General features: G+C 65.0%; 12 protein-coding genes. 7 read left to right on the top strand and 5 right to left on the bottom strand.

The genetic code is table 11. The features are described 5' to 3' along the window. Positions 1 to 15 precede the first annotated feature (15 nt). A complete protein-coding gene (locus PVZ78_RS31490) occupies positions 16 to 411 on the bottom strand; it encodes a hypothetical protein (RefSeq protein ID WP_016703647.1) in 396 nt (131 codons plus the stop codon). Between the two features lie 150 nt (positions 412 to 561). On the opposite strand from PVZ78_RS31490, the gene can reads away from it, so the two are divergent. Then, positions 562 to 1,206: a carbonate dehydratase gene (can, locus tag PVZ78_RS31485; protein WP_009050866.1), complete on the top strand. Its 645-nt coding sequence runs from the start codon at positions 562 to 564 to the stop codon at positions 1,204 to 1,206. A gap of 104 nt (positions 1,207 to 1,310) precedes the next feature. On the opposite strand, the gene PVZ78_RS31480 is transcribed toward can, so the two are convergent. The 3 genes from PVZ78_RS31480 to PVZ78_RS31470 all read right to left on the bottom strand — a co-directional run bounded on the left by PVZ78_RS31480 (position 1,311) and on the right by PVZ78_RS31470 (position 6,068). After that, the gene (locus PVZ78_RS31480) at positions 1,311 to 2,513 is read right to left on the bottom strand and encodes a hypothetical protein (RefSeq protein ID WP_103331734.1); all 1,203 of its coding nucleotides are present in this window, start codon (positions 2,511 to 2,513) and stop codon (positions 1,311 to 1,313) included. 141 nt (positions 2,514 to 2,654) lie between these two features. Beyond that, entirely contained in the window at positions 2,655 to 4,355 is a 1,701-nt protein-coding gene (locus tag PVZ78_RS31475) for an acid phosphatase (protein WP_273829797.1), read from the bottom strand. Positions 4,356 to 4,649: 294 nt separating this feature from the next. Next, entirely contained in the window at positions 4,650 to 6,068 is a 1,419-nt protein-coding gene (locus PVZ78_RS31470; RefSeq protein WP_053269933.1) for a short-chain fatty acid transporter, read from the bottom strand. 114 nt (positions 6,069 to 6,182) lie between these two features. Between PVZ78_RS31470 and PVZ78_RS31465 the strand changes: the two genes are divergently transcribed. Then, the gene (locus PVZ78_RS31465) at positions 6,183 to 6,416 is read left to right on the top strand and encodes a hypothetical protein (RefSeq protein WP_009050862.1); all 234 of its coding nucleotides are present in this window, start codon (positions 6,183 to 6,185) and stop codon (positions 6,414 to 6,416) included. Positions 6,417 to 6,420: 4 nt separating this feature from the next. Beyond that, positions 6,421 to 7,803 carry an aminotransferase-like domain-containing protein gene (locus tag PVZ78_RS31460; protein WP_273829796.1) on the top strand — a complete coding sequence of 461 codons (1,383 nt, stop codon included), beginning with the start codon at positions 6,421 to 6,423 and terminating at the stop codon, positions 7,801 to 7,803. On the opposite strand, the gene panB is transcribed toward PVZ78_RS31460, so the two are convergent. After that, positions 7,791 to 8,606: a 3-methyl-2-oxobutanoate hydroxymethyltransferase gene (gene panB, locus PVZ78_RS31455; protein ID WP_038575781.1), complete on the bottom strand. Its 816-nt coding sequence runs from the start codon at positions 8,604 to 8,606 to the stop codon at positions 7,791 to 7,793. The genes PVZ78_RS31460 and panB overlap by 13 nt on opposite strands. A 170-nt stretch (positions 8,607 to 8,776) precedes the next feature. Between panB and PVZ78_RS31450 the strand changes: the two genes are divergently transcribed. From PVZ78_RS31450 to PVZ78_RS31435, 4 genes are all read left to right on the top strand, one after another. Beyond that, complete coding sequence (locus PVZ78_RS31450) at positions 8,777 to 10,099, top strand: MFS transporter (protein WP_041984137.1); 1,323 nt, start codon at positions 8,777 to 8,779, stop codon at positions 10,097 to 10,099. Between the two features lie 285 nt (positions 10,100 to 10,384). Then, on the top strand, positions 10,385 to 10,837 hold the full coding sequence (locus PVZ78_RS31445; RefSeq protein ID WP_257372508.1) for a hypothetical protein: 453 nt from the start codon (positions 10,385 to 10,387) through the stop codon (positions 10,835 to 10,837). Between the two features lie 62 nt (positions 10,838 to 10,899). Continuing rightward, positions 10,900 to 11,448, top strand: a complete 549-nt coding sequence (gene pseH / locus PVZ78_RS31440) for a UDP-4-amino-4,6-dideoxy-N-acetyl-beta-L-altrosamine N-acetyltransferase (RefSeq protein ID WP_273829795.1) — start codon at positions 10,900 to 10,902, stop codon at positions 11,446 to 11,448. A 117-nt stretch (positions 11,449 to 11,565) separates the two neighbouring features. Beyond that, entirely contained in the window at positions 11,566 to 12,471 is a 906-nt protein-coding gene (locus PVZ78_RS31435; protein ID WP_273829794.1) for a cation diffusion facilitator family transporter, read from the top strand. Positions 12,472 to 12,608 lie beyond the last annotated feature (137 nt).

The following is a 12,608-nucleotide window of genomic DNA, read 5'->3' as shown; positions in this document are numbered from 1 at the left end:
CGTAGGGCAGACGGGTCAGGGTTTGCCGTCCAGCGGGTCGCTATGGGCCAGTTCTGCTTCGTCCAGGCCATTGCCGCCGCCGATATCGTCTTCATCGACAATGCTCAGGTCCCAGTCGGCCGGCTGGTCTTCACCGGCTTCATGGGCGGAGCGGGCGCCGTCTTCGCGGATCAGGTTTTCCGGGGTCAGCTCATCGTCGTTGGGCTCCTCGTCGGCGTTGCCGGTCAGGCTGGAGCCATGGATGTGCCGGTGGGGAGTACGATGCTCCACAGAGCTGGAAGCAGGGTCGCCGACCCTGGCGCCGGGTTCTTCTTCATCGAAGTCCAGCTCTTCCATGGAACCCATGCGGTCTTCGTTGTCGTCGATGGGCTCGGGCTGAGGCGCACCATAGGGACGTCGTGATTCAGTCATGACGGTTGCTCATACTTTCGGGCTTAAAGAGTGGACCCACCAGACCCTGCAAGATTCAAAGGGGTGGATAAGCGGTATCTGCATAGACGCGCGTGACCCCGATAGACGGTCGTCTGTCATAGCAACGCATCAATCCTGAGGTTTCACAGCATGAACGAACTACAAGACCTGATTGATAACAACGAGCGTTGGGCCGAAGCGATCAAGCAGGAAGATCCTGACTTCTTCTCCAAGCTGGCTCGCCAGCAGACGCCGGAATACCTGTGGATCGGCTGTTCGGACGCCCGTGTGCCGGCCAACGAGATCGTTGGCATGCTGCCCGGGGATCTGTTCGTACACCGCAACGTGGCCAACGTGGTGCTGCACACTGACCTCAATTGCCTGTCGGTGATCCAGTACGCGGTGGACGTGCTCAAGGTCAAACACATCCTGGTTACCGGCCACTACGGCTGTGGCGGCGTGCGCGCCTCGATGCAGGATCGCCAGCTGGGCCTGATCGATGGCTGGCTGCGCTCGATTCGCGACCTGTACTACGAACATCGCGAAGTGCTGGGGCAACTGGCCACCGAGGAAGAGCGGGTCGACCGCCTCTGTGAGCTGAACGTGATCCAGCAAGTGGCCAACGTCGGCCACACCAGCATTGTGCAAAATGCCTGGCATCGCGGGCAGAGCCTGTCGATCCACGGTTGCATCTATGGCATCAAGGACGGCCGTTGGAAGAGCCTGAACGCCACCATCAGTGGCTTCGAGCAACTGCCGCCGCAGTACCGCCTGCGTCCGGTCGGGGCGCTCTGAGGCGCTGAAAACCCATCGCGAGCAAGCTCGCTCCTACGGGCGATGTGCCGTTCTGTAGGAGCGAGCTTGCTCGCGATGGGGATGTAGCCGTTACCGCTTATCCGTCAGATATGCGGCGGTGCCTCGGTACTCATCGACGGTGCCGGCGCCTTCAACTGTTTCAGCTGGGTCTGTACCGGCTCGCTGGCGCACTTGGCCTGGGCCTGCTCCGGCGTCAGCTTACGGATCGAGGTGTAGAACAGAGCGCAGGTCTGCTCTTTGTTGGCCACCTGCCAGTTCTGTGTGCAGCTTTTGAGTTGTGCCGCCGGATCGCTGCCCGGCTTGCTGCCCATCCCGGCCTGCCAGCAGGCGGCGCTCAGGTCCTGCCCCATCACTTTCAAGCCGGCCGCATCGGCCTTGGCCTCGTCACCGTCGTAGTTCTCCGGGTCCGCCGCGTACCAGATGTAACTCGGGTGGTTGGAACCCAGCACCGGCACCTTCAGGCCCGCGCTCGGGCTGATCTGCGCCAGGCCCAGCACACTCACGGTGGCGCCGTACTGCTGCTTGATCCAGTTACGCACCGGCGCGCCGAAGGCCACCATCGGCAGGGCGCCGCCGCTGGCGTTCTGGCTGACCTGCTTGACCATGGTGGTCTGGTAGTCCTGGAAGTAGCCGTAGACGCCTTCCAGGTCCTTGCCGGCAGTGGCCGGGGCGGCGATCGGCGCGATGTCGATGATGGTCTGGTAGCCCGGGGTCTGCTCGGTGGGAATGCCATTGGTGGTGAGCAGGGTGGCCCAGCGGTCGGTGGTGGCCGATCTCAGGTAGTCCTGGGCTTGAGTCAGCGAGTAGTCCGGCGGGAAGTGCAGCAGCTCGACGCTCTTGCGGTTTTCCAGGGCCATGCCCAGGGGCAGGAACAGGTACCAGCTGTAGGTCCACTTGCCGTCGCTGTTGAGTTTGCTGGCGCCCTTGTAGGCCAGGTCGCCGGCATCCAGCAGGGCGGTCAGCGGCTTGCCATAGTCCTTCGGCACACCGCTGATGTTGGCGTACAGCTGGTTGTTATCGGTCTTCACCTTGACCTTGGCGGTGCTGTAGCCATCGCGCTTCACGCTTTGGGTCAGGTAGTGCTCGACGGTCTGTTCCAGCGTCCAGTTGCGGAAGCAGATCACGTTGCAGTTGTTGGGGTAGGAGAAGAGCTGGGTGACACGCTGGGTGTTGCCCAGCTTCAGATCGACGTTGGCCTGGGCTGCGGTGCTCAGGGTCAGGCTACTTAGGGTCAGGCCGCCCAGGGTCAGGGCGGCGAGGGGAAGGGACAATCCTGTGAGTTTCATGCTTGGCTCCTTGTCAGCGTAGGCCTCGTCTGGGCGAGGTAAGTTCCACCCTGAAACAGTAGCGGGTGACAAGGAAAAAGGTGGAATAAATCTTCATTTCTGCACCCGCAAACGGCCGCCCGGGCGGCCGCTGCCGCCGGTTCAGGCCGGGAAGTGCAGGGCATTGCTCAGGTCGCCCATGGGCGCCTGCCCCCGGGCGGTCATCGCCGCGTCCCGTTGCTTGAGGCCGTCGAGCGGTTCGAGCTGGAACACCCGGGTGATCAGCCGCAGGATCGACGCGGTGTCGTACACCGTATGGTCCACCGTGCCCTTGCGGGCGAACGGCGACACCACCAGCGCCGGGATGCGCGTCCCCGGCCCCCAGCGGTCGCCCTTGGGCGGGGCGACGTGGTCCCACCAGCCGCCGTTTTCATCGACCGTGACGATCACCACCATGTTCTGCCACTGCGGGCTTTCGCGCAGCACCTTCAGGACGCGCACGATATGCCGGTCGCCCGCGGCCACATCGGCATAACCGGCGTGCATGTTGAGGTTGCCCTGGGGCTTGTAGAACGCCACCGGCGGCAACTTGCCGGCCTCGGCATCGGCGAGGAAGCGGTTGCTGCCCGACTCATCGCCCAGGCCCGCATCGCGTAGATGGTGGTTGCGTTCGTTCGGCTGCTCGGGACCGAACTGCGCGAAGTAGTTGAACGGCTGGTGGTGGTACTGGAAGTTGGGGATCTTCGGAATCCCCGCCGAATCCTTGTAGGCGTCCAGCGTGACCTGCCAGGCGCCGGCGTACCAGGCCCAGTCGATGTCCTTGCGCGAGAGCTTGTCGCCGATGGTGTCGTGGCGTTGCGGCACCAGCACATTGGGCAGGTCGGCCTTGGCATAGGCCGGGCGCTGCGGGTCGCGGATCCAGGTCGGCCAGTACGGCGGGGCCATGGTATTGACCGCGTAGCCATCCGGAGTCAGCAGGCTCGGGCCGAATTGCGGCGGGCCGCTCATGGCGCTGGCCGGGGATTGCTCCAGCGGCTTGAGACGGCTGTCGAGCGGGTCGTCGCTCTGCAGGGTGGCGATCTGCGGCTTGGCCACCGAATTGGCCGCATCCGGATAAAACGGTACGGCGGCGCTGATCAGGTACTGGTGGTTGAGAAACGAGCCGCCGAAGGTGCCCTGGAAGAAGTTGTCGCACAGCACGAACTCCCGGGCCACATCCCACAGGCGCAGCTCATAGCGGCTCTGGGCGTAATGACCCATGGGCAGGCCGCCGGAGTCGGCCCAGGCGACGAAACCATCGTTCTTGCCGCCGTTGATCTGCATCTGGTTCTGGTAGAACACGTGCCACAGGTCGCGGGTGACCAGGCCCAGGGGCAGGTCTTGGCCATCGGGGCCCTTGAGGGCGAAGGGTGCGTTGGGCAGGTGTTCCTGGTATTGGGTGCCGACCGGGTAGGTCACGCCATCCAGGGCCTGGGGCCCGACCTGGGCGACACCGCCCCAGACCGGCGGCAAGGTCTGCAACAGGCTGCCGTCGCGGTCGCGCTGCTGATAGTCGGTGGGCTTGAGGGCCGAGAGCGGTTTTTCCAGGCCCGGGAAGTCGGCGAACAGGTTGTTGAAGCTGCGGTTCTCGGCATAGATCACCACCACGTTCTTCACGTTGTCGCGCAGGGCCCGGTCCAGCTCGGCGGGCGACAGCGGGCGTTCCACCGGTTTGCCCGGCGCCGGGTCGTTATGGCCGCAGGCGCTGAGCGTCGCGCCGACACCCAGCACCGCTACGCCGCCGAGAAAACGCCGGCGGCTGTTGTCGGTGGGGGGCTCAGTGGCCTGGGAATGTTCTGGGTCTTTCGAGTGTTCGTCGCTCATGCCGGGTCCCTGATTACCTTTCGATCAATTCGTAACAAAGTATTTCGGCTGCACGGTAGCAACCGAATATGACGGAAAGACTACAGAAAAGGCTCTGGGACGGGGCTTAGAAGATAGTAGGGGGAGGCTGGAAAGCGTGTAGAGCTGCTTCTGTAGGAGCGAGTCTTGCCCGCGATGGCATCCATCCGGGCAATGATTTTCTTCAGGTAAAGCGCGGTGGCAGCTTTTGCGACCACTGCGCAGTCTGTCGCGAACCAGCTCGCTCCCGCAGAGAAACGAGCCGCCCGCAAAAGATTACGGCGCCACGGGTGGCATATAGCTCAGCGTGGTGCCCAATGCCCACAGCAGCACCAGCACCAGCGGCGCGTGCACCAGCAACTGGACGAAGGAAAAACCGATCAGGTCCCGCGCCTTGAGCCCCAGGACCCCCAGCAGCGGCAGCATGTAGAAGGGGTTGATCAGGTTCGGCAGCGCCTCGGCGGCGTTGTAGATCTGCACCGCCCAGCCCAGGTGGTATTGCAGGTCATTGGCCACCTGCATCACGTAGGGCGCCTCGATGATCCACTTGCCGCCGCCCGAGGGAATGAAGAAGCCCAGTACCGCCGAGTAGATGCCCATCAGCAGCGCATAGGTGTCGTGGGAGGCGATCTGCACGAAGAAGGTCGAGATGTGGTGGGCCAGGGTTTGGCCGTCGACACCCTTGACCACGGTCAGCAAGGCCGCGATAGAGCCGTACAGCGGGAACTGGATCAGCACCCCGGTGGTGGTCGGCACGGCGCGGGCCACCGCTTCGAGGAAGCTGCGCGGGCGCCAGTGCAGCAGCGCGCCGAGCATCAGGAACAGGAAGTTATAGGTGTTGAGCCCGGAAATCGCGGTGATCGCCGGCTTGGTGGCGAACTCGTGGTAGAGCCAGCCGGCCGCCAGCAAGGCCAGCAGGATGGTCAACAGCGGGCTGTATTCCAGCCACTCGCCGGGGCGGGTGCGCGGTTGTGGCTTGGGCATGCTGAAACTCGGATCGATGCCGCAGGCCTTGGCGTCGCGCGCCGAGTTCGGGCCGGGCGCGGTGGCGTAGGCGATGACCAGCGAGACCACGATCAAGGCCAGCAGCAACACGCCGGACTGCCAGAGAAAGATGGTCTGGGTGAACGGAATCACCCCGGTGATCGACAGGATCGACGGCGGCAGGCTGCCGGGGTTGGCCTGCAATTGCGCGGCGGACGACGACAGGCCCAGGGCCCATACCGCGCCCAGGCCCAGGTAGGCCGCGGCGCCAGCGGCGCGGTAGTCCATGCGCAGCTCGGTACGCCGGGCCAGGGCGCGCACCAGCAAGCCGCCGAACACCAGGGACAGGCCCCAGTTGAGCAAGGAGGCGACCATGGAGATCAGCGCTACCCAGGCCACGGCGGAACGGCCGTTCTTCGGGATGCGCGCCAGTTTGTCGATCAGCTTCACCGCCGGCGGCGAGCTGGCGACTACATAGCCGCCGATGACCACGAAGGCCATCTGCATGGTGAAGGGGATCAGGCTCCAGAAGCCGTCGCCGAAGGCCATGGCGGTGTCGGTGGGCTTGGCGCCCATGGCCATGGTGGCCAGGGCGACTATGACCACCGCCAGCGCGGCGAACACCCAGGAGTCGGGGAACCAGCGCTCGGCCCAGTTCGAGCAGCGCAGGGCAAAACGGGCGGAACGGCTGTCTTCAATGTCTGTGGACACGTCGATACCTCAAGTCTTTTTATGATTGTCAGGAGGTCGGTCGCCTCAGGCTGGGGCGGCCGAAAACTGTGCAAGAATGCGGCAATTGGTACCCACTGCAAAGGATTGAAGTACATGCCATTCCCGCTCGAAGAACGCCAGGCGCTGCTCAAGGTCAAGGGTGTCGGCGAAACCGTGGTCGCCCGCCTCGAACAACTGGGCATCGACTCCCTCGCCCAGCTGGCCCGGGCCGATGCCCTGGATATCGTCACTCAGGCCTCGGCCCTGGTCGGCTCCAGCTGCTGGAAAAACAGCCCCCAGGCCCGCGCGGCGATCCAGGCGGCGATCGCCCTGGCCAAGGGCGCCTGAAGCGGTGAGCCGCGAAACGCCTTTCGCCTATCAGGCCGTCTACCGCTACCTGGTGGAGTGGCTGGACGGCGCCAGCGCGGCCGAGCAGCGCCTGCCGTCATTGCGCGCCCTGGCCCAGCGCCTCAAGGTCTCGGTCTCCACCACCAAGTACGCCTACGCTTTGCTCGAAGATGAAGGGCGGATCTACGCCCGGCCCAAGCAGGGCTACTTCAGTCGCCCCGTGCCGGCGCCAGGGCTGGCGCCGGATACGCACTTGCTGGACAGGGTCTATGCCTACGCCCGCCAGCCCGGAATGCTGGCGCTGTGCAGCGATGCGCCGGCGATGTTGCTGTCCCTGGACAATCCCCTGTTGACGGCCGAGCGCGAGCTGGTGCGCCAGTACCCGCGCTCCCAGGCGCCGCTGTACCAGCCGTTTGGCGAGGCGGAGCTGCGCACGGCGCTGGCCGAGCGTTACACCCGCTCGACCACGGATTACTGGCAGGCCGAACAGGTGTTCCTCGGCACCGACCTGCGCGCGGTGCTGGCGTTGTCCCTCGATGCCCTGGAGCTGAATGGCAGCGTTGCCCTGGTGGAGTCGCCTTGTTCCTGGGCGATCCTGCGGCAATTGCAGGCGGCGAAGATCCGCGTGATCGAGCTGCCGCTGGATGCCGAAGGGCGTTTCGATCGCCAGCGGCTGCATGAGGTGCTGCAACGCGAGCCGGTGCGCCTGGCGCTGCTGTCCTCGACCTTGAATACACCCCACGGCAGCCTGATGCCCGCGGCGGACAAACAGCAGCTGTGTCGCTGGCTGGGGGAGCGCGGCATCTGGCTGTTGGAAAATGACAGCTATGGCGAGTTCTGCTTCACCCCGGAGCCGGCGCGGTATCGCGATTACGCCGATCCCGAGCGGCTGCTGGTGTTTTCCACCTTCGACAAGCTGATCGGTTCCGAGGCGCCCTTCAGCTACGTGCTGTGTCGGGGCCAGGGCGCGCGCTTGCAGCGGCATTTTCTCGAGCGCGCGTTTCGCCTGTCGCCGATCCGCCAGAAGGCCGTGGCCAAGCTGCTGGGCAGCGGCCGTGTCGATCAGCATCTGGTTCAGTTGCGTGGCCTGCTGCGCGAACGCATGGGGCAGATGCAGGCGCTGCTGGCCGAACACGCCGCCGAGCAGCTGCGCGTGGTCACCCCGGCCGGCGGCGCGACCCTGTGGGCCGAGGCCACGCGCCCGGTGGATATGGCCCAGGTCTATGAACAGCTGCTGGGCCAGGGCATCGTCATCGCCCCGGGGCAGATGTTCAGCCAGCAAGGGCTATGGCGCCATCACCTGCGCCTGAGCTTCACCCTCGACTGGCGCCAGGACATCGCCGGCGCCGTGCAACGGCTGGCCCGGGTTATCGATCAAACGCCGTAGCAGTGCCGCGCCTCGGGGAAGCGGCCGTCGCGCACCTCGGCGGCGAACTGCTCGCAGGCCTGGCTGATCAGCGCGCCGACATCGGCGTACTGTTTGACGAAGCGCGGCACCTGGGGCCCGCCCAGGCCCAGCAGGTCTTCGGTCACCAGCACCTGGCCGTCGCAGGCAGGGGAGGCACCGATGCCGATGGTCGGCATCGGCGAGAAGTCGCTGATGCGCCGCGCGAGGTTTTCCGCTACCCCTTCCAGCAGCAGGCTGAATGCCCCGGCTTCGAGATGGGCGCGGGCGTCGGCCTCGATGGCCTGGGCGGTGGTGTCGTTCAGGCCCTGGGCCTTGAAGCCGCCCATGACATTCACGTACTGGGGCATCAGGCCGATATGGGCCATCACCGGAATCCCGCGCTGCACCAGGAACTCCACAGTCGGCGCCAGGGCCTGTCCACCTTCGAGCTTGAGCGCATCACAGCCAGTGCGCGCCAGCACCTCGGCACAGTTGCGGTAGGCCTGTTGCGGCGATTCCTGGTAACTGCCGAACGGCATGTCGGCGATCACGCAGGCCAGCCGGGTACTGGCGACCACGGCGCGGGTGTGGCCGATGATCTCTTCCAGGCTCATGTCCAGGGTGGAGGTGCGGCCGTAGCCGACCATGGCCGTGGAGTCGCCGATCAGCACGAAATCGACGAACGGGTCCATCAGCCGCGCCATGTGGCTGGTGTAGGCGGTCAGGGAGACGATCTTCTGCTGGCCTTTCATGGCCACCAGTTGCGGCACGGTCAGGCGTTTGCTGCGGGTATGGATGCTCATGGCGGCTTTCCTGTTGCGGGTGGGAAAGTCGCCGATTATTGGCGTCCGCGGCGCCGATTCAATGCACAGGAAAACCCTAAAAACCGACCCAGGAGGGTGTTGCAGTTGTCCCTCGCGGCGTTTGCGTAGACCATGGGCGCCTTGAATTCTGCCCAAGATCGAGTGGCCTTATGTCCTTTTCCCCTGACGCGCGGCCGGCACCGTTTTCCCGGTCCGACTACAAGACCCTGGGCCTGGCGGCACTGGGCGGCGCCCTGGAAATCTACGATTTCATCATTTTCGTATTTTTCGCCCTGACCCTGAGCCAGCTGTTCTTCCCGCCGGAAATGCCCGAGTGGCTGCGACTGTTGCAGAGCTTCGGGATCTTCGTCACCGGTTACCTGGCGCGGCCGCTGGGCGGCATTCTCATGGCGCACTTCGCCGACCGCCTGGGGCGCAAGAAGGTGTTCAGCCTGAGCATCCTGATGATGGCCCTGCCGTGCCTGCTGATCGGCATCATGCCGACCTATGCGCAGATCGGTTATTTCGCGCCGCTGTTGCTGCTGGCGCTGCGGGTGCTGCAAGGCGCGGCGGTGGGCGGTGAGGTGCCGAGCGCCTGGGTGTTCGTCGCCGAGCACGCGCCGGCCGGCCATCGCGGTTATGCCCTGGGCTTTCTGCAGGCCGGGCTGACCTTCGGCTACCTGATCGGCGCGCTGACCGCGACCCTGCTGGCGCAACTCTTCACCCCGGCGGAAATCCTCGATCACGCCTGGCGTTATCCGTTCCTGCTCGGTGGGGTGTTCGGCGTGATCGGCGTCTGGCTGCGCCGCTGGCTCAGCGAAACCCCGGTGTTCATGGCCATGCAGGAGCAGCGCGACAGCGCCGTCGAGCTGCCGTTGCGCACCGTGCTGCGCGAGCATCGCCTGGCGCTGTTGCCGGCGGCGATTCTCACCTGCGTGCTGACCTCCGCGGTGGTGGTGTTCGTGGTCATCACCCCGACCATGATGCAGAAAACCTTCGGCATGAGCGCCAGCCACACCTTCGCCCTGAGCAGCCTGGGCATCGTGTTCCTGAATCTCGGTTGCGTGCTGGCCGGGCTGGTCGTCGACCGCATCGGCGCCTGGCGCACGGTGATGCTCTACAGCCTGCTGCTGCCGCTGGGCATCGGCCTGCTCTACGGCTGCCTGATCGGCGGCGGCGACTGGGTCGGCCTGGCCTACGCCATCGCCGGCCTCGGCTGTGGCGTGGTGGGCGCGGTGCCGTCGGTGATGGTCGGGTTGTTTCCGGCGCGGATCCGCGTGTCCGGCATCTCCTTTACCTACAACATCGCCTACGCGCTGTGGGCGAGCACCACGCCCTTGCTGCTGATCGGCCTGATGCCCTGGAGCCCGTGGATCTGCGTGATGTATTGCGCGGTAATGGGCGCGGTCGGGGTCATCAGCGCCGGGTATTTCGGGGCGCGCATGCCGAGGCTGACGGGGAGTGCGGTGCCTGGGGTTTGCGCGGGGTCCTGAGGCTCTTTCGCGAGCAGGCGAGCGCTCCCACAGGGGAAAAATTTTCACCTCCGGAAATACCTGCAGGCGCCGGCGCGCGCGGGCTAGAGCCTTCGCCGCCAGCCTGCGGTTTAACCCGGCCAATACCGTTGAATGTTGTGCTTAGCCAAGGCCCATTTACCCGCTAATCTCTCGAAAAAAAGCGCGCGGTCCACGCGCCAGTTTTCGGGAGCTGCCTTGATCCGGTCCGTCCTTTGTTCCCTGCGTGATTTCTCCACGCTGCCCCCGTTGCTGCAGGCGGCATGGTTGTCCTTTGCCATTGGCCTGTTCATGACCCTGCTTCAGCTGTGGATCTTCAACTTTGTCGACTATGGGTTGGAGGGTGCCAACATCGAATCCCTCAGCGGCAAGGTGCTGTATGCCGACCGTGGCGGGATGCTGATAGAGGACGCGGACAGTGGCGAATACACCCGGCTCAAGGTGGTTCGTGGCATCACCTATCTGAACGTCGGCCATGACCAGATCCTGGGGCGCACGCTGAGCTTCACCCACCTGCGCGATGCGGTGCTGAGCTGCACCCTCGATGGCGAGGAGCTGTGCATCGCGCAATGCGCCAACGCCATGGAATGCCTGGACAGCCGCCGCGAGCGCGAGACGCCGCAGGGCATATTGATCATGGCGTTCGGCACCAGCCTGGTGTGCCTGGGCCTGCATGCGCTGCGCCGGCGCAAGTCCGCGCCGGGTAGCGGGATCTTTTGAATTGCCGCCGGGCACCGTTGCCCCTAGGCTGTGCGGCATCTGTTTCAGACCAGGAGCCCCGCATGCAGGTCGTGCCGATACTCGAAACTTGCGCACAGGTGCAGGCGCGTGTGCGCGAGCTGCGCAACCAGCCGGACGTGCGCAAGTACATGTACACCTCCCACGAGATTTCCGAGGCCGAACACCGTGCCTGGCTCGACTCGCTGGTGGGCAATCCGCGGCAGTCGGTGTTCGTGGTGCTGCAAGAGGGAGCCGCCTGTGGCGTGGTGTCGCTGAACGCGATCAATGCCCTGCACAAGAGCGCCGACTGGGCCTTCTACCTGGACAGCGGCTTGCAGGGCAAGGGCCTGGGCAGCCAGCTGGAATTCTGGTTGCTCGACCATGCCTTTGGCGCGGCCGGCCTGGAAAAGCTCAACTGCGAGGTGCTGGCGCTGAACCAGGCGGTGATCCGCCTGCACCAGAAGTTCGGTTTCACCCTCGAGGGCGTGCGCCGGCAGAACGTCGAGAAGGACGGCCAGCGCATCGATGTGATACTGCTCGGCATTACCCGCGAAGAGTGGGCCGCCCAGCGCCCGGGCATGCTCGCGGTGATGGCGCGCCTGGGGCGCTGAAAGCCGTTACGCATAACGCTCAGATGGCAGCGGCATGACCATTGCGTCATTTTGCCGGGGTGCGCCGCCCAGGCCGGCTATCATCAGCCACGACGATTTTCACAGGCGGGGGCTTTCATGGGCGCAGGGCACAGTCACGGACAGGTTCGGGCCGGACACGAACGCACGTTATGGATGGCCCTGGGGCTGACCGGCAGTTTCATGATCGCCGAGGTGATCGGCGCCTTTATCACCGGCAGCCTGGCGCTGCTGTCCGATGCCGCCCACATGATGACCGACGCGCTGGCGCTGGCGATCTCCCTGGTGGCGATCCAGGTCGGCAAGCGCGCGGCCGATCGCAAGCGCACCTTCGGTTATGCACGTTTCGAGATTCTCGCCGCGACGTTCAACGCCATCCTGTTGTTCGTGGTCGCCTTCTACATCCTGTTCGAGGCCTGGCAACGCCTGTCCGCGCCGGCGGAAATCCAGTCCACGGGCATGCTGGTAATCGCGGTGCTAGGGTTGATCGTCAACCTGATCTCCATGCGCCTGCTGGCCTCGGCGAGCGCCGAAAGCCTCAACGTCAAGGGCGCCTACCTGGAAGTGTGGAGCGACATGCTCGGCTCCATCGGCGTGATCGTCGCAGCCTTGGTGATCATGTACACCGGCTGGGGCTGGGTCGATTCGCTGGTGGCGGCGGCCATCGGTTTCTGGGTGCTGCCGCGCACCTGGATGCTGCTCAGGGAGAGCATGAACGTGCTGCTGCAAGGCGTGCCGGACGGCATCGATATCGATGAGGTCGAGCAGGGCATCCGCGCCATCGACGGGGTGACCGAGGTGCACGACCTGCACCTGTGGGCCCTGACCAGCGGCAAGAACGTGATGAGCACACACCTGGTGGCCGACCTGGGGCGGCGCAGCGAACAGCAGATCCTCGCCGAGGTCACCGAGCTGATGCACGAGCGCTTCGATATCTCCCATGTGACGGTCCAGGTCGAACAGGCCGGCTTCCACGAACAGGGGCACGAAGAGCACGTTCATTGATTCCCCAGCGTATCGAGCTCCATACCCTGTAGCCGCTGCCGAGCACCGCGAGGCTGCGATCGACCGCGAAGCGGGCGCCGCTCTTGGGCGCGCCGGAGGTCCTGCGACCAGCGTGGCCCGGACCATCGCAGCCTGCG

Origin of the sequence: Pseudomonas sp. SBT1-2 (genome assembly GCF_028640875.1) — a bacterium.
Classification (GTDB): domain Bacteria; phylum Pseudomonadota; class Gammaproteobacteria; order Pseudomonadales; family Pseudomonadaceae; genus Aquipseudomonas; species Aquipseudomonas chlororaphis_I.
The sequence above is the reverse complement of the archived record's forward strand: the minus strand, read 5'-3'. Positions and strand labels throughout refer to the sequence as shown.